The sequence below is a fragment of the Rossellomorea sp. GAMAL-10_SWC genome, assembly GCF_049568075.1.
In the GTDB taxonomy this organism is placed as follows: Bacteria; Bacillota; Bacilli; order Bacillales; family Bacillaceae_G; genus Gottfriedia.
Genome location: NZ_CP144911.1, coordinates 2,816,877 through 2,839,271, shown reverse-complemented (window position 1 = coordinate 2,839,271; position 22,395 = coordinate 2,816,877). Strand labels below are relative to the sequence as shown.

At 30.0% G+C, this 22,395-nt stretch carries 26 protein-coding genes and 2 pseudogenes; 19 read left to right on the top strand and 9 right to left on the bottom strand.

Annotated features, from left to right (window positions below; translation table 11 throughout):
- The first annotated feature begins 21 nt into the window (after nt 1-21).
- The 5 genes from V5E38_RS14235 to V5E38_RS14215 all read left to right on the top strand — a co-directional run bounded on the left by V5E38_RS14235 (nt 22) and on the right by V5E38_RS14215 (nt 3,244).
- Nucleotides 22-894, top strand: a complete 873-nt coding sequence (locus tag V5E38_RS14235) for a hypothetical protein (RefSeq protein ID WP_499210489.1) — start codon at nt 22-24, stop codon at nt 892-894.
- A 2-nt stretch (nt 895-896) separates the two neighbouring features.
- On the top strand, nt 897-1,784 hold the full coding sequence (locus V5E38_RS14230; protein ID WP_499210488.1) for a S8 family peptidase: 888 nt from the start codon (nt 897-899) through the stop codon (nt 1,782-1,784).
- Nucleotides 1,785-1,786: 2 nt separating this feature from the next.
- The gene (locus V5E38_RS14225; protein WP_499210487.1) at nt 1,787-2,371 is read left to right on the top strand and encodes a hypothetical protein; all 585 of its coding nucleotides are present in this window, start codon (nt 1,787-1,789) and stop codon (nt 2,369-2,371) included.
- A 16-nt stretch (nt 2,372-2,387) separates the two neighbouring features.
- Nucleotides 2,388-2,552: a hypothetical protein gene (locus V5E38_RS14220; RefSeq protein ID WP_499210486.1), complete on the top strand. Its 165-nt coding sequence runs from the start codon at nt 2,388-2,390 to the stop codon at nt 2,550-2,552.
- 212 nt (nt 2,553-2,764) lie between these two features.
- Nucleotides 2,765-3,244, top strand: a complete 480-nt coding sequence (locus tag V5E38_RS14215) for a hypothetical protein (protein WP_499210485.1) — start codon at nt 2,765-2,767, stop codon at nt 3,242-3,244.
- A 70-nt stretch (nt 3,245-3,314) separates the two neighbouring features.
- Here V5E38_RS14215 and V5E38_RS14210 read toward each other — a convergent pair whose 3' ends face one another.
- The 5 genes from V5E38_RS14210 to V5E38_RS14190 form a co-directional block, all read right to left on the bottom strand.
- On the bottom strand, nt 3,315-3,614 hold the full coding sequence (locus tag V5E38_RS14210; protein WP_499210484.1) for a hypothetical protein: 300 nt from the start codon (nt 3,612-3,614) through the stop codon (nt 3,315-3,317).
- Nucleotides 3,615-3,916: 302 nt separating this feature from the next.
- Complete coding sequence (locus tag V5E38_RS14205) at nt 3,917-4,579, bottom strand: amino acid ABC transporter permease (protein WP_499210483.1); 663 nt, start codon at nt 4,577-4,579, stop codon at nt 3,917-3,919.
- Nucleotides 4,580-4,591: 12 nt separating this feature from the next.
- A complete protein-coding gene (locus V5E38_RS14200; RefSeq protein WP_499210482.1) occupies nt 4,592-5,230 on the bottom strand; it encodes an amino acid ABC transporter permease in 639 nt (212 codons plus the stop codon).
- 77 nt (nt 5,231-5,307) lie between these two features.
- Nucleotides 5,308-6,105 carry a type 2 periplasmic-binding domain-containing protein gene (locus V5E38_RS14195; RefSeq protein WP_499210481.1) on the bottom strand — a complete coding sequence of 266 codons (798 nt, stop codon included), beginning with the start codon at nt 6,103-6,105 and terminating at the stop codon, nt 5,308-5,310.
- Nucleotides 6,106-6,123: 18 nt separating this feature from the next.
- Complete coding sequence (locus V5E38_RS14190) at nt 6,124-6,852, bottom strand: amino acid ABC transporter ATP-binding protein (protein ID WP_499210480.1); 729 nt, start codon at nt 6,850-6,852, stop codon at nt 6,124-6,126.
- A gap of 823 nt (nt 6,853-7,675) precedes the next feature.
- Here V5E38_RS14190 and V5E38_RS14185 point away from each other — a divergent pair.
- From V5E38_RS14185 to V5E38_RS14170, 4 genes are all read left to right on the top strand, one after another.
- On the top strand, nt 7,676-10,300 hold the full coding sequence (locus V5E38_RS14185) for an NB-ARC domain-containing protein (protein ID WP_499210479.1): 2,625 nt from the start codon (nt 7,676-7,678) through the stop codon (nt 10,298-10,300).
- Nucleotides 10,301-10,661: 361 nt separating this feature from the next.
- Nucleotides 10,662-11,114, top strand: coding sequence for a hypothetical protein (locus tag V5E38_RS14180; RefSeq protein WP_499210478.1), 453 nt, complete (start codon nt 10,662-10,664; stop codon nt 11,112-11,114).
- A gap of 177 nt (nt 11,115-11,291) precedes the next feature.
- A complete protein-coding gene (locus V5E38_RS14175) occupies nt 11,292-12,281 on the top strand; it encodes a helix-turn-helix transcriptional regulator (RefSeq protein ID WP_499210477.1) in 990 nt (329 codons plus the stop codon).
- 153 nt (nt 12,282-12,434) lie between these two features.
- The gene (locus V5E38_RS14170; RefSeq protein WP_499210476.1) at nt 12,435-12,893 is read left to right on the top strand and encodes a hypothetical protein; all 459 of its coding nucleotides are present in this window, start codon (nt 12,435-12,437) and stop codon (nt 12,891-12,893) included.
- Nucleotides 12,894-12,942: 49 nt separating this feature from the next.
- Here V5E38_RS14170 and V5E38_RS14165 read toward each other — a convergent pair.
- A pseudogene (locus tag V5E38_RS14165) lies at nt 12,943-13,062 on the bottom strand (Ig-like domain-containing protein); the annotation flags it as partial.
- Between the two features lie 252 nt (nt 13,063-13,314).
- Between V5E38_RS14165 and V5E38_RS14160 the strand changes: the two are divergent.
- The 4 genes and pseudogenes from V5E38_RS14160 (at nt 13,315) to V5E38_RS14145 (ending at nt 14,744) form a co-directional block, all read left to right on the top strand.
- The gene (locus tag V5E38_RS14160) at nt 13,315-13,728 is read left to right on the top strand and encodes an SGNH/GDSL hydrolase family protein (RefSeq protein ID WP_499210475.1); all 414 of its coding nucleotides are present in this window, start codon (nt 13,315-13,317) and stop codon (nt 13,726-13,728) included.
- Complete coding sequence (locus tag V5E38_RS14155) at nt 13,662-14,063, top strand: SGNH/GDSL hydrolase family protein (RefSeq protein ID WP_499213582.1); 402 nt, start codon at nt 13,662-13,664, stop codon at nt 14,061-14,063. Before V5E38_RS14160 ends, V5E38_RS14155 begins: the two co-directional genes overlap by 67 nt.
- A 170-nt stretch (nt 14,064-14,233) precedes the next feature.
- Nucleotides 14,234-14,371 (top strand): hypothetical protein, encoded by a 138-nt coding sequence (locus V5E38_RS14150; protein WP_499210474.1) that lies wholly within the window; start codon nt 14,234-14,236, stop codon nt 14,369-14,371.
- Nucleotides 14,365-14,744, top strand: a pseudogene (locus tag V5E38_RS14145) (DUF6933 domain-containing protein). The gene V5E38_RS14150 and the pseudogene V5E38_RS14145 overlap by 7 nt, the downstream one beginning before the upstream one ends.
- A gap of 263 nt (nt 14,745-15,007) precedes the next feature.
- Here V5E38_RS14145 and V5E38_RS14140 read toward each other — a convergent pair.
- Nucleotides 15,008-15,223 carry a hypothetical protein gene (locus V5E38_RS14140; protein WP_499210473.1) on the bottom strand — a complete coding sequence of 72 codons (216 nt, stop codon included), beginning with the start codon at nt 15,221-15,223 and terminating at the stop codon, nt 15,008-15,010.
- 611 nt (nt 15,224-15,834) lie between these two features.
- Between V5E38_RS14140 and V5E38_RS14135 the strand changes: the two genes are divergently transcribed.
- The gene (locus tag V5E38_RS14135) at nt 15,835-16,149 is read left to right on the top strand and encodes a hypothetical protein (RefSeq protein WP_499210472.1); all 315 of its coding nucleotides are present in this window, start codon (nt 15,835-15,837) and stop codon (nt 16,147-16,149) included.
- A gap of 34 nt (nt 16,150-16,183) precedes the next feature.
- Here the strand turns inward: V5E38_RS14135 and V5E38_RS14130 are convergent, their stop codons facing one another.
- Nucleotides 16,184-16,318, bottom strand: coding sequence for a hypothetical protein (locus V5E38_RS14130; RefSeq protein WP_286133442.1), 135 nt, complete (start codon nt 16,316-16,318; stop codon nt 16,184-16,186).
- A 211-nt stretch (nt 16,319-16,529) separates the two neighbouring features.
- Here V5E38_RS14130 and V5E38_RS14125 point away from each other — a divergent pair, with 211 nt between their 5' ends.
- Both V5E38_RS14125 and V5E38_RS14120 read left to right on the top strand, forming a co-directional pair.
- On the top strand, nt 16,530-17,273 hold the full coding sequence (locus V5E38_RS14125) for a metallophosphoesterase family protein (protein WP_499210471.1): 744 nt from the start codon (nt 16,530-16,532) through the stop codon (nt 17,271-17,273).
- A gap of 348 nt (nt 17,274-17,621) precedes the next feature.
- Nucleotides 17,622-17,972: a hypothetical protein gene (locus tag V5E38_RS14120; protein ID WP_499210470.1), complete on the top strand. Its 351-nt coding sequence runs from the start codon at nt 17,622-17,624 to the stop codon at nt 17,970-17,972.
- Nucleotides 17,973-18,119: 147 nt separating this feature from the next.
- Here the strand turns inward: V5E38_RS14120 and V5E38_RS14115 are convergent, their stop codons facing one another.
- Nucleotides 18,120-18,866, bottom strand: a complete 747-nt coding sequence (locus V5E38_RS14115; RefSeq protein ID WP_499210469.1) for a hypothetical protein — start codon at nt 18,864-18,866, stop codon at nt 18,120-18,122.
- A gap of 497 nt (nt 18,867-19,363) precedes the next feature.
- On the opposite strand from V5E38_RS14115, the gene V5E38_RS14110 reads away from it, so the two are divergent.
- From V5E38_RS14110 to V5E38_RS14100, 3 genes are all read left to right on the top strand, one after another.
- Nucleotides 19,364-19,624: a DUF2187 family protein gene (locus V5E38_RS14110; RefSeq protein ID WP_499210468.1), complete on the top strand. Its 261-nt coding sequence runs from the start codon at nt 19,364-19,366 to the stop codon at nt 19,622-19,624.
- A 760-nt stretch (nt 19,625-20,384) separates the two neighbouring features.
- Complete coding sequence (locus V5E38_RS14105; RefSeq protein WP_499210467.1) at nt 20,385-20,978, top strand: hypothetical protein; 594 nt, start codon at nt 20,385-20,387, stop codon at nt 20,976-20,978.
- A 499-nt stretch (nt 20,979-21,477) separates the two neighbouring features.
- Nucleotides 21,478-22,374 (top strand): ABC transporter ATP-binding protein, encoded by an 897-nt coding sequence (locus tag V5E38_RS14100; protein ID WP_499210466.1) that lies wholly within the window; start codon nt 21,478-21,480, stop codon nt 22,372-22,374.
- The last annotated feature ends 21 nt before the right edge of the window (nt 22,375-22,395 follow it).

The following is a 22,395-nucleotide window of genomic DNA, read 5'->3' as shown; positions in this document are numbered from 1 at the left end:
ATTAAGGGAGCAAAAGACTTTATGAAATATCTAAAATTAAGTGTATTATTAATGTTTTCAATTATATTTTTATTTTTATTTTTTTATTGGATTAAAGATTATTCACATAATAAAAAAGTAGTTGCTCAAGTAAATAAACGTGAATTATCTGAAAAGGAATTACAAATGTCATTAAATGAATTATATAAGGATATAACGATTAAACGGAAAGTTAATGAAATGTTAATACAAGAAGAAATTGAAAGACGGGGGTATAAAGGATTAAATAAAGAAGAATTTAAAAAAGCAAAAAAATACTATTCTTTAGTTAATAATATTGAGTTAAAAGACAAGTCAATTGATAGCAAATTGAGAGAGAAAATTAAGTTTTTTTATTTTACATTATTAATTATTAAGAAGGACACAGTTACAGAAGAGGAGCTATATGAGTTTTGGAATAAAGAAAAAAATAATTCTATATTAACAGAATATCAAGTGAAAGTGCATACAGATAAAAGTCAAAATAAATTAAAAAAAATTGAAAATGATTTAGCGTTAGGAATATCGGTTAAAGAAATAGAAGCAAAGTATAATATTCATTTTCAAAACCAGGCAATTAAACAGGATAATCCGCTAACTGAAGAACTCTCGCAGTTAAGACCAATGGATTACATTCATACGCATAATTATAATTTTAATTCAAGTGCACATACAAAAGATTCACATAAAAATCAAATAAATGATGATGAAGGAAGTCATGCGATAATTATCTTAGAAAATATTATTAATAGTCAATCCAAATCTTTAGAGAATGATAAAGATGAAATCATTGATTACTATATAACTAAAAATATATATAAAGAGAAAATTGAGCTAATAAATCTATTGAAAGGAAAATATAAGGTGAAATTATAAGAATGATGAAATGGATAATCTATACTGTTTTAACTTTATTTACGATTATTTTATTTACGAGATATTATATTAATTTCAGTTTAAATAATTTAAAAGAAAAAACTTATACCAAAAATAATGTTAATCAAGATTCTTATAATTACATATCAGATAAGAATTGGATTAATAATTATTTATCAACTAACAATAACAAATTTGATGGATTAGGAGTGAAAGTTGCTGTATTAGATACTATCCAAAGTAAAAAAAAATGTTCTTCTCATTATAATAATAAAAATATTCAGGTTGAAAAGACATTTCATGCAGATGAAGTCATATCAACAATTCTTTCAATTTCACCAAATATTTCACTTTATTGTGCGTCAGTTGCTTCTGCTAGTGGAATGGTTGATATTGATGAACTCTTAATGGGAATTAAATGGGCAATAGAAAAAAATGTGGACATAATTAATATGAGTTTGGGTTTCGAGAGAAGTAATAAAGAAATAAATTCGCTAATACAACTAGCAAATAAAAAAGGAATTTTAATGATTGCAGCATCTGGAAATCAAGGCAAAAGTTTTCTTGAATATCCAGCTTCCTCTCAGTTTGTAATAGGGGTTGGAGCAGTGGACTCTAATGGAAAAAAATGGGTGTATTCAAATTATGGCGATGACTTAGATTTTGTGTTACCTGGTGTCTTTTATGAATCAGGAAAAAATTTTAAACAGGGTACTTCGTATGCGGCTGCAGCTATGACTGGAATAGTAAGTAGATTGTTAGAGGAATTCCAATATATTACCCCTTCTATGGTATACGCTAAATTAATTGAAATGACAAATAATGAAAATGGTTTTAATACATTTAAGGGTCATGGAATACCTACATTTCGTAAAAGTTTGGGGGAATAAAAATGATATTAAAAGTCTTAGTTTTAATTTTATTACTTATTCTAGGGAACATATTTTTTAAAATTCTCCCCTGGAAATATATTATTGCACTATTTGGAATTATTGTATTGCTATTAATAGGTTTTTTCCTTGTTGAACGTACTTCTATTTTAGTAAAAAATACTTTACTAAAAAGTACTTCACTAAAAAGTGAAGGAATGAATGAAATTATGATTGATAAACAAGTTACACCTGAACTATTGATAGATCTAAAAAGTAAATATGGTAGTACAGTTAAACACACAGATATGGCAGTAATACTTACTGTTGAAAATGATAGAAACTATCAATTTAAGAAATTATATATAGGAACTATAAACAATAAAATTAATAGTATTGTTTCTGAAGATTCTAGACTAAAAACTTTTAGAGGTATTGGAATAGGAGATGATATATCTACTATTATAGATAAGTACGGTAATAACTACATTCACTCGTTTGAAGAAATAGGTGAAACGATAAAGTATCTTGATAAAGAGAGAAATGTAAAATTGACTTTCATTATCTATAAAGAGAAAGTATTTCAAATGATTCTAACTAAATATTAAGTCAAGGAGAAAAATTATGGGCATTTCAATTATTATTATTTTTATGTTTCTTTTTTCATTATTTTCATTAGTTATTGGTTTAATTAGAAAACAAACTTACATGATAATGATTTCAAGTATAATACTACTTATATCTTTAGGGTTAGGTGCGTTTTTAATCGTATTAATTGGTAGAATGTAATTTTGAAATTATATATGTGGTATTAAGAAATTTCAAATGGAGAGTAAAAACTTTTACTCAGTTTAGTAAAACTTGTTATGTTAACTTTTTCACAAGTTAGTAAAATTTTATATATAATTATATTATAAATTAGCAGTAGTCAGTAATGTAAATCTAGATATATATTTTTAACTTGTTGCTCTGTTACTACTTATGTAAGAAGGAGTGTTGTATTGGTAAAATATCAATTTCTATTACAATTAGAATTGAACTTTAAAAATCATATGATTTTTATAATAAACGAAATAAAAAAGGGATATTATGAAAAAATTGGCTATATGGTACTAGAAGACGTTCGTAGAGCAGGTACACCTAATGATTTTAAAGATTTACATCCTGTATTTTTAAAAGACTGGGATGATGATCGAAATCTTATTTTTGCGAGAATTTATACTTTTGATAATATTACTGAAGAAAAACAAGATGCATTAATAGAACTTGCAGAAAGGTTTATTGAATTAAAACCAAGTGTAAATTTTAAAGTAGATTTTTTTGTTGCAAATGAGGTTTTAGAGCTATATGAGAATAGTTGGGAACATGATAGGAAGATGATACCTGTTTATCAATGGTTGATAAATGCTAATAGTGAAAATCCAATTAGTTTAACAAAATTAAGAATAGAGTCATTAAATCATCTATCACAAGATGAATAAATAAGAACTGAATGATGTGGTAAAGAGACTTTTAAAGAGGATAATTCGTTTAAACATACGATGCTTTTTATTATCTAAGTGGATCTAATATTATTTTATTTTTTTTACTATCTTTATAATAACCATAATAATCATTATCGCCTTTTATTTTCACACGAACTGACCATTTTCGATCACCTGATGATTTAATCCAATCAAAAACTGGATGAAGTTCTTCTATCTCCTGTTTTTTTATACTTTTTTCCTTAATAAGATATTCCTCAACTGCATTTTTTGTTAAATGCAGTTTTACTTTTACATAAGTGTACGAAGTGATTATTAATACAGTAGCTATTAATAAAGGAATCATTATCTTTTTTTTCTTTTTCATAATATATTCTCCCCTATAAAAGATAAGTTAATTTTAACTGAAAATTCATTTATAGTTATTTTATATTGTGAATAAACTATGAAATTTCATTATAGTAATTAGTTACTATGTAAAGATATTGTTTTAATAGCTATTGGTTTATCGCATTTATAGGTTACTAGATTAAGTAGGTGATATAGCAAATCACTCAAAAGAGATCGGTGTACACAAGATGAATAAATAAAATTAAATTGTGATTAAATGCATGGCATGATGTGGAAAATTACTTCAAAAAATCCGGCCCAATAAATGAACCAGATTTCTCATGACTGCTTAATTTCCAATCTACGCGCAACCAATGACAAAACATAATTAACAATAAAATACATCAACGAAACCATCACCATAACAGGGATCACATAAGATTCCTTCTGCGCATAAATAATCTGTCCATTATGCAATAAATCCGGCAATGCAATAACGACAGCTAGCGATGTATCTTTCAGTAAAGAAATAAACTGACTAACAATCGGCGGAACCATCCGTCTCAATGCTTGAGGCAAGACAATATAACGTAATGTTTGAGTGTAATTGAGGCCGGACGCACGAGCTGCTTCAATTTGTCCTTTTTCGATTGAGTTTAGTCCACTTCGAATAATTTCCGAAATCATAGCTGATTCAAAAACCGTTAATGCGGCGATGGCAGCTGTCGTTATTTTCATTTCAATCCCTATTTCTGGTAGGGCGAAATACGTAAAGAAAATAATCAGTAGTAAAGGCAAGTTTCGAATCGTCTCAACAATCGCGGCAAGTAATTGAGTAACAACAGGAATCTTCGTATATCTAAGCGTACCAATAAGTCCTCCAATAATGAAACTTAGTACAATTGAAATGGCAGCGACCTTAAGGGTGACCCAAAATCCTTCTAGTAAAAACTTGATATGATCTAGTGTATATACATCAGCGAACGGTTGCAAAAAATCCATTCATCCACCTCCTCAATTACTTCTAGCCAAGCGTTTTTCTAAATATCCGACACCAACACTTAAAGGAATCGTTAAGACTAAGTAAAATAAGGCTACGAATATATAAGTATCAAACGTTACGTATGTCATTGCAGATATTAGATCGCCTTGATACATTAGATCTCCACCAGCTACGACTGCTAATAAAGATGAATTTTTTACTAGATTTAGAAATTGATTGCCAAGAGGAGGGATGACGATTTTTATCGACTGGGGAAGTATAATTAATCTCATTGCCTGTCCGTAACTCAAACCTGTCGAGCGAGCGGCTTCCATTTGTCCTTTTGGAACAGAAAGAATACCGGCACGAATTGCCTCGGCAATGAAGGCTGCTGTATAGATGGTTAATCCAATCGTTCCTGCAACCATTCCACTAAAGCTTCCAGCTAAGTAAGTGAAAAATACTACAACAAGTACAGGGATGTTACGGATAAATTCAACATATACCGAACCTAACCAGTTAAGCGGTTTAATTGGAGCAATTCGCATAACAGCAATGATTGTTCCTAAAATAAAGCTACATAATAGAGCAATTAAACTAGTTAAAATGGTGACTCTTAATCCTTCTAAAAAATACTCCATATGATCTGTTAGTATCGAGAAATCAATCAAAGGATTTCCTCCTAATTATCAGGAAAAGCAGGTCCGTAAATTACGGACTCTGCGGATCCCAACGATAATATCAACAATTATTTTTTAATCCATTTATTCTTAATTTCATCGTATTTACCTGAATCTTTCAGGCTTTTTAATGCTTTATTTAATGCGTCGACAAGATCTTTATTGCCTTTTTTAACGGCGATTCCATAAGGCTCTTGGGTAAAAGTTCCACCTACTAAATCAAATGAAGGATCCTCTTCTTTCATACCATAAAGGATTGAATCATCAGTAGTTAAGGCATCACCTTTACCTGCTTTTAAGGCTGTAAAAGCTTCAGCATAGTTTTCGAATTCAAGTACTGTTGTATCAGGAGCTTTCTGACGAATATTTACAGCAGAGGTGGACCCTTTAACAGCAAGCACTTTTGTCCCTTTTTTCAAGTCAGCAAGTCCATGAACCTTACTGCCTTTTTTCACAAGTAAAGATTGTCCGGCATTAAAGTAAACATCAGTAAAATCTACTTCTTTTTTACGTTCTTCATTAATGGTCATTGTAGCGACTACCGCATCAACTTTCCCATTATTTAAGAGACCAACCCTAGTTTTTGACGTAACCTCTATGTACTCAGGTTTAACATCATTGCCAAACATTTCTTTTGTCAGTGCTTTAGAAAGGTCAATATCAAATCCTTCTACTTTACCTGTTGATGGATTTTTCAATCCAAATAAGCGTGTGTCATATTTTACGCCAAATACGATTTTCTTATCATCCTTAATACGTGCAAGAGCATCTTTGCTTTTCGAATCATCCTTACCACCACAACCTGCAAGAACTAAGGCGGCCGTAGTTGAAACTAATGCCATTTTCATGAATTTTTTTAGAAACATTCCATTACCTCCTATTAATTAATGATTTAATATACGACTGAGAAATAAGCGAGCCCGTTCTTCACGCGGGTTCTCATAAAACTCAGCCGGAGTTGCTTCTTCTAATATGCGACCCTCGTCCATAAAGACGATTCGGTCGGCAACTTCTCTAGCAAATCCCATCTCATGAGTCACGACAACCATCGTCATGCCTTCCCTAGCAAGAGTCTTCATAACATCTAGCACTTCACCAATCATTTCAGGATCAAGTGCTGAAGTAGGTTCATCAAAAAGCATAATATCCGGTTTCATCGCAAGTCCCCGAGCAATTGCCACACGTTGTTGCTGACCACCAGAAAGTTGGGAAGGATAAGATTTCGCCTTCTCTAAAATGCCTACCTTTTCAAGAAAATGTTTGGCTGTTTCATCAGCCTCTTCTCTAGATTGACCCAGTGCTTTCATTGGAGCGAGAGTGATATTCTCAAGCACAGTTTTGTGCGGATACAAATAAAAATGCTGAAAAACCATTCCAATATTGCGTCTTAACTTATTAAGATCTGTTTTTTTATCCCCAACAGAAATCCTACTAACTGTAAGTGTCCCATCATTAATTGCTTCCAGATGATTGATACAACGTAACAAAGTACTCTTACCAGAACCAGATGGCCCAATCACCACAACAACTTCACCTTTATTGATTGTGAGATTAATATCTTTCAAGACTTGAAAATCGCCATAAAACTTATTTACTTGTTTAAATTCAATCATTCCTAACCTCCTGTACAGTTTTATTGAATATGTAAAATGGGGAATTTTGGGAATCAATATTTTATGTGTATGCTTGTTTACATTTCGATATCACGTTTATTTCGTTTTTAGTCTTTTTGGACGAGGACTTTCGCACTAGATGCAAAAGTATTTTATTTAAAAATAAAAAAAACGGGGTATTATTCGATGAAGACTATTGGAAGTGTCGTTAAAATAGAGGTAAATGATTAGTCAAAAAAGTGAGACAATATAATTCTTGCAGCTAGACTCTGATCTACCCAAAGTTAATGAAAAGGTAGCGAAAATAAAAGTAGAATCAGAGTTTGAAAAGTATAGATATTTTTGTTTTTACCGGCGAAATAGACTTTCCTAGCATTACACAAACTTATATTTTTCAACCTCCAAATAGAATCTGAAAGTGATCGTAATTATATGAAATTCCTCATGGGATTTATACAGGTATACGAATTTCAGACATTCTTAATTTAAGAGTGTCTGATGTAACCGGTATTAACATCATTATTAGAGAACAATAACTCGAAAAAAGAAGTTGGGTCGTACTTCTCTAGAGTTAAGAAGGGAACTATACACATTTGGTTAAAAAGTAATTCTATGTATTTACTTATAAATGTAATAGAATTAGTATTATTATCCAAATACAACTTTTTGGGAGAAATAAAATTATAATGATGTTATCAAGGGGAGGGCAATTTAAGATGGGGTTGGGCAGGGAAAAAATTAATTGTAATTTTTACATTTAATTTGAAGTTTAAAGTTTAAATTTTAAAAAATTATCATGACTTTTTTGGGTGGTGTGAGGCAGATGAAAGAATTGAATTTAAATACTAGGATTCTAATGTTCGCTGTTTGTACTTCTTTAGAATTCGACTTAAGAAAATTTATAGTTGAAGGGTCGAATCATTTAGAATTACATCAAGATTTAGTATCTAAAGCTGTTGGTAGGAATAAATTGCTAGTTGGACCATATGATTCAAATAATTATAATCTACTAGTAGAATTAGATATGGGAGATTTAATTTCAATATTATATTCAAATGCTTTTGAATTTAAACTTGGAGTCGAAAGAAGAGATTTATTAAAATCTTACTTCGATAAAATTATTCCTATTAGGAACAGAGTTATGCACACTAGACCTTTAGAAATAGGAGACCGTTCAGTTTTAACCGAAGTAGCTCAAAGAATAGGGGTTGAACTTCCATTTATAGAATGGAGTCAGTTAAACAAAACACATGATATTATTTTAACTAGGCCCCACGAAATTTATTTACGATCCTCAATTAATAAATATGAAAGAGATACTCATGTATACCACAATTTACCGATTCCGGAATTTGATGATACGGGTTTTATTGGTAGGAAAAATGAGTTAAAGGATATTCTAAATCTGCTTAAGGACGGAAAGAATCAAATTATTTCAATTGTGGGTAACGGCGGGTTAGGTAAAACTGCCACGGCTGTAAAAGTATTGTTTGAATTAATTGATGCTCATGATAATCCATTCGAAGCAATCCTATGGATATCATTAAAAACGAGAACTCTATCCCAAGGTGAGTTTAGCAACATAAAAAATGCTATTAAAGATTTATCGGATGTCTATGATACACTAGAATCATTGGTTGTTAAGGAAAATGAAAGTGCAGTTAGTAATATTTTAAATTTCATGGAGAACTTTAAGACTTTATTAGTTTTAGATAATCTTGAAACATTAAATACTACAGATATCGTGGAATTTTTAAAGTCAATTCCTGAAAACTCAAAAGTATTAATTACATCAAGACATGGAATTAGAGAATTAGAAAATAGATACACTTTAAATGGATTAGATGCTCAAGATTCTCTTACATATTTTAGATTACTGTCAAATTATTATAATTTAGATGTTCATAAACGTCCAGAAAACGAGTTAAAGACATTGATAAAAGATTATCTATATCAAAGTCCCCTATCAATTAAATGGTTTCTATCTAGTATAGCAAAGGGAATTGATGAGAAATCTATTTTAGCAAATAAAGAAAGTTTAATCGAATTTTGTATGTCCAATGTAGTTGAGAAATTATCAGAAGAAGAGAAAAAAATCTTGAAACTTTTTTTAGTTGAAGGGAAAAATTTAAGTTACGGAGAAATTGATTTCTTTATTTCGATGGAAGAAGCACCATTAATGTTAGGATTAAATAATCTTATTTCTACTAGCTTATTGGCGATTACAAAAGGAGAGTATTCAATGAACCAAATGGCTAAAGACTTCCTTTCGAAAAGTAATCCACCAACTAATGAGTTTATTAAAGAGATAGCAGAAAAAAGGAAAAAATTAAATGCTTTAATGCAAGAAATAAAGGTGAAAAATGAAGTGGATCCATTTAATCCAAAATCCCTTTATCGTAACCTGGATAACCCGAATTCAAGAATAGCATCTTTTCATCTAATGAAGGCATTGGAATATAGTGCAAATGATAACTGGGACGAGTCTTTTAAATCCTTGGATAAGGCTTTAAGTATTGCACCTGACTATTTTGAAGTATATAAAATAAAAGCGTTTATATCTGCTGAAAATGAGAATTGGTACAATGCAATTGAAAATTATAGAATAGCAGTTGAAATGTGTAAAAATAACAAAGAAAAAGCTTCTGTACTATATTTATTTAGTTATTTTTATACTGTGAAGATGCCTGATTATGAAGAAGCTAAAAATTTAATTATCGAGGCTGATAAGTTGAATCCTGGAAATTTAGTAATAAGGATGCAAAAAGCCAGAATTTTAACATACTTAGGAGAGTATCCTGAGGCGGAAAACACTTTTAAGGATATTGACTTTAAAGATATTTCTTCTGATAAACATAAGAATCAGTATATATCGTGGTTTGCAGAGGTGTACCGTAGAATGGGTGAGCCAATTGATTATAGGGATTCCACATTAAAGGTTTCACTTTATAAAAAAGGTATAGAGCAAATTGAGTTACTCGATAATATTGATCATAAGACTGCTAGAGTATTTTCAAAGATTTTATCGGATTTATCATTTATTCACCATTACCAAGAGGCAATAGAATGCTTAGAAGAAAGTGTTAGGAAACATTATGATTTATTAATAGATACTAGTCAATATATAGGGGATTTTAGTGTTATTTATAATAATCTATCTAAAAATCCTCATAATGTTAAAGCTGAATTACTAGATATGATTAAAAAGATATCTATAAAATATAAACAATATGCAAGAGCTATAAATGTTCCAAATGAGGGAATGATAATAAAAAAACAAGGTGGATTTGGATTTATAGATAATGGATATGGTTCTCATTATTTTAATGTTTCATCCATTAAATATGATTCTCCGGCAGTAGGAGATACTGTTAAATTTACGGTTTTGGAAAATCCAAAAGGCAAAGTCGCAATAGAAGTTGATTTGATAAAAAGATTTGACATTTAAATATTTTAAGATTATAATAGTGATATTAAATTAATGAATACTTAAAGGGCAATATATACTCTGTATATATTGCCCTTTTTACGTTTTATAACATTGGTTATTTCCTTTTCAGCTTTATTAGAACGCTTAGGAAGTCTTTCTAATTATTTTTTGAGTTATGAAACTAATAAAATAACTTATTAACTAAATATACTTTAATCATATGTACTCAATGATATAGGAGGGCAGAAAATATATCAGGTCGACAAAATAAAGGGGAAACCTAAAAAAAGTTATTATTATCAATAACGTTGCCAATGCGTACTCTGAAATCGCACGCTTTCTATGGCGGACCAGTTAATTAGAAAAGGAGGCTCTATTCATGACACAATATCATTATATTTCTTCACCAATGCGACTGAAAGAAGGTTCCTTTGGTAAAAATCCTATTTCTCCTAATGTTTATGCAAATGAACTAGATTTTACACATCTATATATTGAAAGGAATTATGATCTAGAGGAAAAAAAGATTTTTAGTTTCTCTAAACACTCCCAATTTAAGCATCAAGTATGTTTGATGTCTCAACAAGTTCCAATGAAAGGAGAAAAACGGATTTCTCCAGAAGGTGATAAATGTTTGAAGATTTTATATGAATACATTAAAGAGGCTGTTAATGAGAGTGGCGTAATAGAATATTTCGCTTCATTGAATTCAGAAGAAGACTTACCAATTAACCATAAACGCGAAATTACACTAACAGATTTAAAATCTCCAAGAGACTTAATAATAGCCCAAAGGGAGTTTGTTACAATTTATAAGGACTACGCTGATTAAAAAGTACCCTATAGAGTAGACAGCTAATATAAGCTACTCTATAGGGTACTTTTCTAGTAATAATAGACTAGTATTTTTTAACCATAAATTTTACCAATTAATTATGTTAAAATTAAAATTAGATTAAGTTACATATTAAATACATCCTATGAATTTTACTAATAAACGGAGGAATCCATGGAAAACAGAGAACGTTTCTATAAACTAATGAAACTACTAGAAAGTAAAACAGATATTGATCGTGAGTTTACGTTTGATGAAATAAAAAAGAGATTAGCAGCAGGAGAAGAGGACTTTTCGTATAGTAAAAATACATTTTTAAAAGATATCTCAGTATTAGTAGATGTTGGTTTTGATGTAATTGAAAACGCTTCAGATGGTAAGGCAACTACATATAGTCACCAAGAAAGACTATTTGAATTGCATGAACTCCGTTTATTAGTAGATGCTGTTACAGCTTCCAGATTTTTAAACAAACAAGAAACCAAAAAGATTATTGATAAACTAAAAAACCTTACAAGTGAAAACGAAGCAAAAAAACTGCACAATGGTATTATCCCAGACACAGCTATTAAAAGTGAAAGCAATCGAATTCACTTCTCAATCGATCAAATTCATCAAGCCATTGCTGAGAAAAAATTACTGACATTTCAATATGGCCGATACAATTTTAACAAAAAATTTGAATTAAGCCATGATGGAAAAGAGTACTCAGTAAAGCCACTCGCTGTAATTTGGTCAAATGACTACTATTACTTAATTACAAGAAGTTTACCTGATGATCAACTTAGACATTTCCGCGTAGACCGAATGAGAAAAGTTAAGAGAACAGAAGAAAAATTTCATGATGAACGCTTTAACGTTGATGAATATTTGAGTACAGTTTTTAATATGTTTGCCGGAGAACCTGATTATGTAAAAATCAAGTTTAAAAAAGGATTATTAAATGTCGTACTAGACCGATTTGGATTAAAGGCTGATATTCAGAAAGTAGATGAGGAACATTTCATTTTAACTACAAAAGCTGCGATTAGTGATGGGTTGATTACTTGGATTTTAACATGGGGTAAAGATGCTCAAGTTATAAGTCCACAATCAGTGATTGATAAAGTTCAGGAGCAAATTTTTGAGATGAGTAAGTTGTATAGTATGAACTTACAACAATAATTTTTTACTAAAAAGAGTATCTTTCGGGGATGCTCTTTTTTCATTATAAAACCTTCATATTAAATTCAAAATAGCTTTAAATAAAATGCTTTTAAGTATGTTACTATTTTCACAAGTGAAGCTATTTTAAATATGATGTGAGGTATGAGAATCATGCAAAAGGTAATTTTCTTTTCTTGTATATCAATTGTAGTAATCGGTTTAATAATGTATCTATACATAATGTTTTTGCTACCACCCTCGGATACAATGATTAAAATAGAGAAAAATGAAATAAGTAAAAAATTAAATAGTAACCAAACAATTCTTATTCCTTCCGAATTTGAAGTGAAAAATGTATATGTTATTGATGATGGATTCCTTTCTCCATATATTGATGTGCATCTTTCAAATAAGACAAATATAAGTATTCATTCATCAAATAGCATAGATTACGAAGGCGGGGAAAAGGGTAGAACCAAAATGTTAAACAATATTAAAATTAGAGAATATCAAAAGAAAGATAGAAGAGTAATCTATATTTTTAAAGACGGCCAACTTAATTATTTTTATGAATTCTACGAAACTTATAGGAAAAGTATTGATGAATTCTTATTAAAAATAATACCTTAAGACTAAAAAACAAAAACCAAGGAATTAATCCTTGGCTCTATAATTTACCTTAATGCCTCACAACTTGTAAAGTACTCGCTTGACTAGTATTTCCAGCAGCATCCTTTGTAGTTACAGTAAGTGTAGTGTCTTTTTTCTGCGCTGCTATCTTAACTGTAAAGCTTCCTTTTGAATCAGCTTTTAGATAAAACTTTCATTAAAGATTCAATAAAGATTTTTAAGTATTTGGGATTATTTTAGTAAATAATCAAACTATTATCATATGCAATCCCTCTTAATGGATTACTTGATAATACTATTTTAACTAAACACATTAGTTTGGAAGTGGGATATTTCAAAATAGATCTAGCTTTGCGATGGGAGGAACCATTTTTTACTTACTACTTTTCTGTTATAATGTAAAATCTAAGGAGAGTTGATTATGAAGGTCCTTAAGTTTTTTCTATTATTAATAGTTTTAGTTAGTGCTTTTTTTATAATTTGGTTTTACTATCCACAATATCAAATTCACATGATAAAAAAACAAACTGTTAGAGCTAATACAAGTGTAAAACAACCTAATTATATTAAATATATATCATCTTTAGATAAGAAGGTAATTACTCATGTAGCAATCGGTGATTCGGTAATTCGAGGAGTGGGTGTTGTAGATGAAAATGAAAATCTTGTCTCTATTTTTTCTCATAAACTTGGCGAAGACGTGCAGAAACAAGTGGAATTTCATAATGATGGAATTAGTGGAATTAAGTTAATGTTGGTGGGAATGATATTCTCAAAATCACTAATAAAACAGAAACAGATTACTATAAAGCATTTAAATCATTCAATGAGTTAACGGACAATTATAAGCAAAATTTATCTGATATTACCAGTCGTATTCATCGATTAAATCCGAATGCTACTGTATTAATTTTAGAGTTATATAACCCGTTGCATGTAGATAATGAGTTTTATTCTGTTGCAAACAAAATGCTACCAAAATGGAATTTGATATCATATCAAATATCCAGTAAGTACGATAATATGATTGTGGTTGAAACTACTAAAGTAATTAATGAAAAGCATTTGGATTATTTGTCTGCTGATGGTGTGCACCCAAATTCAACTGGATATAATGCAATTGCAGAGCAAATTATAAATCAATTAAAAACTGAAAAGAAAAACAGTTGATTTTAATTAGTAAAGAATAGAAACCCAATCTATGATTGGGTTTGTCGACAGTTTGAAGTGACTATTAAATAGTCACTTTTTTGTAATTCTTCTTTTATTAGTTCAATTAAGTTATTCAAATAATTAAAAATATCTATAGAAAGATAATCCAAAAATTAGGAAATGAGTTCATGTACATTCAACTAACAAAAAAACTTTCAGATGAAATGAAAATAAAAGTAGAGAAACCAGATTTATCAAATGAAATCAACTTTTTTGCTGGCATGCTAATATCTTTAAAATTGGTCGCAAAAAATGTGTATTGGTAATGAATAATGTAACTAGATATTGTTTTGTTATGTATGGTCTAGTAAAAAAGGATTTTACAAATTTGATGAGTTAATGAAGAGAAGTATTGTGACGAATTTTCTAGCAAATGAATTCGATGTTGAGAAAGTTGATCAATATATGAAACAACTAGGTGAAGTTCAATACACTGCGACAAGTGATCGAAGTATTATTTCACAGATGAGTGATATGATTTATCTTGCTGAATCTTATGTTTACCACAGGGTAGAGGATAATGAAATAATTAGTTTGCTTCACTTAAATCTTGATCTTAATGACACGCCTTTATACAAGTTACGTTCTTATCCGAACAAATTGATGAGGGAAGCATTGGATGAATTTTTCATCAAATGAAGTGATCTTTGGAAAACTTTAAGTGAACAAAAAAAATCCTTAATAATTAAGGGGGAGCATTAATCATAATTCGTTTTTCTTTAATGCATTTTTTTATTCTTTTAAAATTTCCTCATTTGGAAATCGATCATTTTTACCCTTAATTTTTACATTACCTTTTAACGGAACGATTATTCTATATCGTTCTTTTTCTTTTATATTACTAGTTGCAAAGACCTATGAATTTTCAGTACTTAAAAAATCATCATTGACTGCCATCTTTCTTATAGCTTTGTGACTTCTTTCATAACCAATCGTTGTTCAACTATAACTTCCTGATTTGCTTCCAATTCACCTTTTAAATTATTTTCGACTACAACCTTATATGGTTTATATGGTCCACCCTCATCTGATTCAGTATCTAATTGTTCGACTACTCTTCCTACAAACAATTGTTTTGCTGCTACTGTAATATTTTCCTTTTTATTTTCATACTGCATTTGAAATAATTACTCTATTAGGCGTATTAGTAGAATAAAGTACACCAATCACAAATAAAAAGATAGTTAAACTTAAGGTAATCTTTGTAACCATATTCATTTTTTTCCTTTTTAAATTAGTAGGATTCCAGCTCCGATTGGTACTCAATCAAATTCAATATAACATCTAATATAAAAGAGATTATAAGTAATTGTTACAATTTAAGGAACAAACGTTAATAATTAGTTCAACTTCATACATTATTCAAATTTAGAACATTTTACCAGAAATTAATATGTTAATATAATCAAAAATACAAAATGTTTTCTTGGGGATGGGTTAAATTTGAAAAGTTTCTACTATCTTATCTTTAGTTACTCAATTTTCATTTTAAATGTCACCTTCAACGGATTTAACAACTTCAATCTATTTTTAATTTTAAATTGCATTAGTATTATTTTAAGCTTGTTTAGTTTTCTGGTTTCAATCATTTCATCAGATAGGAGATGGAAAGAAAAGGTCAACATTGGTCTTAGTTTGAGCTTAATTCTAGTATCATCACTCTGGATTAACTTAGTATATGTTGGGGTTTAAATGGTTTTAAATAGTAATTTCAAGAAAGGTGAGTATAATGGAGAAGTTTTTTAGAGTAATATTATTTCTAATTTTAACTTTTATTGTAATCGTTTTTTTGTTGATTTTCTTTTTAAAACCGGCCAGTAATGAAATTAGCGGTTCTTCAAAAAGTGTTCATATTGTAGAAAAACAAAATTATTCTGAGGGATTTGGTGGTGGAGATAGCATTACAACTGTTTCTGTGAACGAGCAAAAGATGGTTGAAAATAGTCCAGCACAGCAAGGTTTTGTTCCACAGGAAAATGGGACAGGATTCTATTTTGTAAAAGAAAAAAATAACTTCAATTACCAAAATAAAACGACTGACTAACTAATAGCAGTCGTTTTACCATATTATCTAAAACTTACTTCTTACAATCATAAGCAACCAAAGTAATATCCAATTCCTCTTCCAAATTCTCAATCTTACTCTTCGCATCATTCGTTAAATCTGCAATAAAAAAATCACTGTTATTTAAATCTTTATTCTCATTACTCATTTCAGAAATCCCCTTTACCAAAATTTTACCTTTTCATTATTCCCTGTGGTAAAAAAAATATCCTAGCTTTAATTGGACATTAAAATAAAATTTTATTACGAAAAAAAGGTATAAAACGGATAACTTACTTTGATAATTCGTATTTGTTAAACTATTAATATTATTTAAACAATTTAGTGGGAATAATAGGTTTACAGAAGGGGTTGGATGTATGGATAAGGATACGGTTTTTGCAATTGGAGATATACATGGCAGTATAAATGAATTAGAAAAATTACTTAAACAATGGAATTCAGATAATGAAAGGCTAGTATTACTTGGAGATTTAGTTGATCGTGGTGAGAATCCATACGAGGTTTTGATAAGAGCGCAACAATTAGAAAAAGAATACGGAGCGGTTGTTATACTAGGAAATCATGAGCAAATGTTATTGGACTGGCTAGAGCAACCAGAGTTTAAGCAGGCGTATTATTACGGACAAGGTGGTTTAGAAACAATTAATTCATTTTTTAAATTTGAAATTACAAATAAAAGAGGACCTAATGAAGTAGCACAATTAATGAAAGAGCAATTTGAATCTGAACTACAATTTATTAAATCTAGGCCACTATATTTCGAATGGGAAAATTATGTATTCGTTCATGCCGGAGTTGATCTTAATCTTGAGGATTGGAAAGAAACGACTAACAAAGAATTTTACTGGATCCGCGATGAGTTTCATTATGGAAAAAATGAAACAAATAAAACATTTATCTTCGGCCATACTCCAACATCAATTCTTCACAAGACTGAAGGGAAATTTGATATTTGGTATTCACCTTGTAAAACGAAGATCTGTATTGATGGGGCAGCTGCCTATGGTGGGATTTTACATGGAATCAAGGTAAATAAAGATGGAATAATCTCAACTCATTCGATTTCTTCTAAGACAAAGTCTACAAAGTATGAAATATAATTTTATAAAAACTTAAGAACTTCAGTCATTATGTTTAGTAGAAAAGGAACATAAAATAATCCTTTGGTTGATGCAATCGATTGAATATTTCTTCCTGATTTTTGATTATCAATGTAATAGCCTGGTCAAATTAGTTGAAAGTAAATGAAGCTGCGAAATTAACAAAATAGCTACTATTATATATTTTTGGACTATTATGATAAAATTAATCGAGTTCAAGTTCATTTTGAGGTAAATGATCATTTGAATAGGAAGAAGAGCTATCTATATGAGCTCTGACCTTTAATATTTCAGAGGTTGACTTTCCGACTACAAGAGAAGCCACTAGTGGCTAAGGAGGAATTGATATTGACTAAACTAGACCTACTGAAAGATTTTATTCTTAACAAAGAATTAGACATCAATGTATCTAAACCTACAGAGAATTATACAAATTTTTCATATAATGGATTTGATGCGGGTACAGTCTATAATAATGGCACTTACAGAATATCTGTAGCTCGTGGAACAAGGGTAGAACGTCTATTCCGTAAACGTAAATACAAAATGAAGGTTTCTAAAGGAAATAATAACAATCTATTCGCAATCTTTGAACTGGATCGTACTGAAGATTTTGTACAAGTTAAAACTTTGCTTCTAAATATGGATAAATTAGCTAGCAACGGACTTCATGAAGAATTGAGCCGTACAGTAAATTAATATCATTTTATTATTTAATTTTGAATGCCTACAAAAAAGATAAAGCTAACTGAGAACGTTGGTTAAATAATATAATCGAACCCACCAATAGATGGTGGGTTTTGTTTCATCTGATGTGCACATTTATTGCAGTGTTAAAGACGATTATTATGGGATGTCGATCGTCTCAAACGAGCTTTTATTATTATTTCCATCAGTTGTATAAATCCGAATGGTTTTCCCCTTGATTTCAGAATAATCAAACGGCATTTCTTCTAATTGATCCTCTGATACAACTCCATCCTGATTTGATTTTGTTATAGCTTTGTATAACCCATCAATTGCTTCGAAATGAATTTGTTTAACGTTCGGATCGCCTAATCGAGTGTACTGAATGCTAGCCGTTTCATTATTTATTGAATATGATACATCCTTGACTCCTTTTGGTTTGCTTGAAATGTTTGTCGTCCGGAAAGCAATCGTTTTTGAATCTATGGTTTCATTAAGACTTGATGTAATCCGAATCTCTGCGACATACGCTTTATTTGGTGCTAATCCTTCGTATGTAGAAAGAAAGAAGGAATCATCTTTACCATCATCAAAGTATACAGCATAATCGCCCAATTCTACCTCAGTTGCTCCGTCTTCCACGACCGCTGTAATGTGCTCACCTTTTCGTAAGGTTGCTTTACCAGTTAACTCAAACCCATGATTGTATGGCTTGATGTCGATTATTCCAAGGCGATCGTTCGTCATCACTTCTGGTTCTGGTGTATGTTTCAAACCTGAAATTGGCTGCTCCACCGTATTGGATTGCTTCGCTACTTTTTTGATTGGCTTCTCATTGTTTGCAGCACATCCAGATAAACAAAGCATAATGAGTATACTACTACAAATTACTTTTACTATTTTCATTTAATCACCCCGAGCAAGAATAGATAGTTTTTTGTTTTGGTTACTATGAAATACCTCCTTTTTTTACAAAAATTAAACATTCTTATTCAGATGAACGGCCTAAATAGTTCATCAAAAATTATCTCATAGATATGTAAAGGACGGTATTGGGAAATTTCCAAGTATGTATAAAAATATGTATATTTATATCTTAATAAGACTGATAATATTTTAGGTGTACTTCACATTTTTTCATATAAAATCAAAAAAATTACGATCACTAATTTTGTTCCTTTTATCCTAGAATTATATTTTCTTACTTTTAATTCCTGTTATTTAATTCCTAAACTTCCCCATCAAATGTTCCCAATAAAATAATAAAACATTAGTTATCAAGCACTGTTTATTCAATGATTTTTAGGTACACCGTCACGATGAAATCTAGTATCTAGTTCACTTTTGAATATTCAGATATTTTTGTAATATTAAATAAAAGTAAAAAAAAAGGTGATAAACATATGTGCAAAAATAATAAAACAATCATAACAATGAATAAATATTATGTAAGACCAGGTGACGAAATCGAATTTATGCCAAAAGAGGATAAAGTAAAAGAGATCAAACCGAATTTGGTAAAAGGAATTGTAACAAAAGTTCTTTCAAACTCTGTGATTGTGGATATGAGAAATGATCGTAACTACGGACATTATTACGAACACGATCACACTGTAATCAGCCATAAAAAGTATAAAATTTTAGCACCAATTTCAAAAAGTTAAACAATGTTAATTTCCTAGAAAATAGCCTTAGCCCAAATTAAAGGGTTAAGGCTATTTTTTTTATATTCTTTGGATTCTATAGGCATATTTCTTCCTAACATTTTGGTCGCTGCAGTGACTATAAAATTAATCTGAAAAAGTTGCGAAAAGGTGAAAACTTAAAGCATTTTTCATAATTTAGTAACAATTAATGTAAAAGAAGGAAGTTGAAAAAGGTAATTAAAAATGGAAAAACTCAAATAAGTTAACAGAAGATACATCAATTTTTCACTGAATTACCACTATTTATGTAAAAAATACTATTTGAACTATATTAGAATATTTATAGAGCGCTCTATTCAATATTTAATAATGTCAAAAATCATTTCCATTAACTTTTTTAATGAGTTGTTTTTTGCTCAGGAATCCGAACGAGTTTGTCGATACTATTGTGTTAATTTATTAGAGGATATTGCCCCAAAACATTAATAAAAAGTAACAGAATATCATCGCACCTATCTTTAAAAATGACTTTCTATTTTGATAAATACCATATATCCATAGCGTTGTAAAAAATACAAAACCTATTTGTCTGAAAAGAGAAGGATCATTGATTACATCAAATATGTTTATGATTAAAAACAATAAAACTATTAGAAGTGACGCTACAACTATTAATACTGGCTTTTTCAAAATACTTACCACCTTTTATTATTTTTTAATCGAATACTAATTTACTAAATTATACTTTAAACTTTAAATTTTGAAAGGAGAAAAAATTATGAAAAGAAAGTTAATTGCAATGTCAACAGCATTTTTACTAATGGGTTTAGCACCTTTTACAACAAAAGCAGAGGAAACTACTAAGGTTGAAAATACTGAGAATGTAGTAAAAGAAGTCGAAGTTGTTGACGAGACACAAGAACAAGAAATTGTATCTAGTTTTACTGAGGTTGTTGAGTATAATCAAAATGGTGAGTTTTTATCAAAGACAATTGTTGAAGAAGGTACACCAATGTCATCTCAAAAACAATCTCGTGTAGTAGTTGGAGAAGGGAATTCTATTGATTATAAATTAATAGATAAGTTTAATGGTTCTAATAAAGTTATCTGTTCATTAAGTGATTGGACATATTCTTTTGCATCAGCGTACATACCAGAAAAGTTTTTGAAAAAAACGTGGTCTAAAGCAGCAGCAACTGCTACACTAAGCCCTTTATACAAAGGTTCACAAGTAAAATATTACACAACAAAAATATATCAAACAAAGGATTCCGTATATTATTACGGTAAAGCTGTATCTTATGAATACTCAGATGCCGCAAGAACTAAATTATCAAAAACAATTACACATATTTCTAGAGTAGCTAAATGATATCAATCATATTCCCATCCAAATCAAATAAAAATAGATATTGTATCTAAAAGTACAATTTTATAACTGGTGAGCACGAAGAGGTACTTAACATTTATGGGGTTGAGAAAATCTAAAAAAAGTTGCAAGAAAAAATAAATATGCCCCAAGTGCTGATTTTATAATATTAAAATAAAGATTATTTAATGAAAATAGTAGATTAGTTGTAGAGCAGTGTGAAACTGCTTTTTTTGTTTGAGGTGGTACTAAAGAACGAATCGGGTATTACCACTTTTATTACAATCAATCATTCATATCATGCATGGATAAAAAAAGATTCCACGTAAAGTATAGATTTCAAAAACAGTGAAAAACCACGGATAATGTAATATTTTTCATATTTTTGTAACAATTTCTTCCAATTTTTAACAAACTCAGACTTTAGACCGTTTTGCTCTTAAATTAGTTTTGTTAAAATAGAATTAGAAATATAGAAAATATTGGAAATAAGGAGGACGAAATGAAAAAGGCAATTGTACAAATTAAGAACTTATCAAAGGAAATAAAAGGGAAGAAGATTGTTTCTGATTTAAGCTTTGATATTTTTGAAGGCGAAGTTTTTGGATTCTTAGGTCCAAATGGAGCTGGTAAGACGACGACGATCAGGATGATGGTTGGTTTGATGAATATTTCTGAAGGTGACGTTGTTATTAATGGTCATAGTATTAAGTCCAACTTTGAAGATGCAATTAAGAATGTAGGGGCAATTGTAGAGAATCCAGAATTGTATAAATTTCTAAGTGGTTATGATAATTTATTGCAATATGCTCGAATGGATAAAAATGTTACAAAAGAGAAGATTGATGAAGTTGTGGAGCTTGTTGGTTTAACTGGGGCTATTCGTCAAAAAGTTAAAACGTATTCTCTTGGTATGAGACAGCGTCTTGGTCTAGCTCAATGCTTATTGCATGATCCGAAGGTTTTAATTCTTGATGAACCTACGAATGGACTTGATCCAGCGGGTATCCGGGAAATGAGAGATCACCTGCAGCTGCTTACAAAGAAAAAAGGGATGGCCATTATTGTTTCGAGTCACTTATTAGCAGAAATGGAAATGATGTGTGATCGAATTGGTATTATTCAACAAGGTAAGCTTGTAGATGTACAAACAGTAACAGAGCTTACAACTGAAGATGTTCAAACGTATTCAATTGAAGTGAATAATAATGAAACTGCACTTAAAGTATTATCTAAACATAATGCTCAGTTAGTTGATGGCGAAATACATATTGAATTAACGAGAGAAGATGTACCGAATGTAATTGAGTTATTAGTCGAAAACCGCATTCGCATATATGGATTTAAAGCAAATGCTAAAACATTGGAAGATCGTTTCTTAGAAATTACGAATGTTTAACAACTCTTTAGAAGTTTCGTT

Coding starts and splice junctions, on each gene's coding strand:
- V5E38_RS14160 (WP_499210475.1), top strand. CDS start 13,315: ATGAAGGTCCTTAAGTTTTTTCTATTATTAATAGTTTTAGTTAGTGCT.
- V5E38_RS14100 (WP_499210466.1), top strand. CDS start 21,478: ATGAAAAAGGCAATTGTACAAATTAAGAACTTATCAAAGGAAATAAAA.
- V5E38_RS14185 (WP_499210479.1), top strand. CDS start 7,676: ATGAAAGAATTGAATTTAAATACTAGGATTCTAATGTTCGCTGTTTGT.
- V5E38_RS14110 (WP_499210468.1), top strand. CDS start 19,364: ATGTGCAAAAATAATAAAACAATCATAACAATGAATAAATATTATGTA.
- V5E38_RS14175 (WP_499210477.1), top strand. CDS start 11,292: ATGGAAAACAGAGAACGTTTCTATAAACTAATGAAACTACTAGAAAGT.
- V5E38_RS14180 (WP_499210478.1), top strand. CDS start 10,662: ATGACACAATATCATTATATTTCTTCACCAATGCGACTGAAAGAAGGT.
- V5E38_RS14230 (WP_499210488.1), top strand. CDS start 897: ATGATGAAATGGATAATCTATACTGTTTTAACTTTATTTACGATTATT.
- V5E38_RS14225 (WP_499210487.1), top strand. CDS start 1,787: ATGATATTAAAAGTCTTAGTTTTAATTTTATTACTTATTCTAGGGAAC.
- V5E38_RS14150 (WP_499210474.1), top strand. CDS start 14,234: ATGTACATTCAACTAACAAAAAAACTTTCAGATGAAATGAAAATAAAA.
- V5E38_RS14105 (WP_499210467.1), top strand. CDS start 20,385: ATGAAAAGAAAGTTAATTGCAATGTCAACAGCATTTTTACTAATGGGT.
- V5E38_RS14135 (WP_499210472.1), top strand. CDS start 15,835: ATGGAGAAGTTTTTTAGAGTAATATTATTTCTAATTTTAACTTTTATT.
- V5E38_RS14220 (WP_499210486.1), top strand. CDS start 2,388: ATGGGCATTTCAATTATTATTATTTTTATGTTTCTTTTTTCATTATTT.
- V5E38_RS14205 (WP_499210483.1), bottom strand. CDS start 4,579: ATGGATTTTTTGCAACCGTTCGCTGATGTATATACACTAGATCATATC.
- V5E38_RS14190 (WP_499210480.1), bottom strand. CDS start 6,852: ATGATTGAATTTAAACAAGTAAATAAGTTTTATGGCGATTTTCAAGTC.
- V5E38_RS14235 (WP_499210489.1), top strand. CDS start 22: ATGAAATATCTAAAATTAAGTGTATTATTAATGTTTTCAATTATATTT.
- V5E38_RS14210 (WP_499210484.1), bottom strand. CDS start 3,614: ATGAAAAAGAAAAAAAAGATAATGATTCCTTTATTAATAGCTACTGTA.
- V5E38_RS14115 (WP_499210469.1), bottom strand. CDS start 18,866: ATGAAAATAGTAAAAGTAATTTGTAGTAGTATACTCATTATGCTTTGT.
- V5E38_RS14195 (WP_499210481.1), bottom strand. CDS start 6,105: ATGTTTCTAAAAAAATTCATGAAAATGGCATTAGTTTCAACTACGGCC.
- V5E38_RS14140 (WP_499210473.1), bottom strand. CDS start 15,223: ATGCAGTATGAAAATAAAAAGGAAAATATTACAGTAGCAGCAAAACAA.
- V5E38_RS14125 (WP_499210471.1), top strand. CDS start 16,530: ATGGATAAGGATACGGTTTTTGCAATTGGAGATATACATGGCAGTATA.
- V5E38_RS14170 (WP_499210476.1), top strand. CDS start 12,435: ATGCAAAAGGTAATTTTCTTTTCTTGTATATCAATTGTAGTAATCGGT.
- V5E38_RS14130 (WP_286133442.1), bottom strand. CDS start 16,318: ATGAGTAATGAGAATAAAGATTTAAATAACAGTGATTTTTTTATTGCA.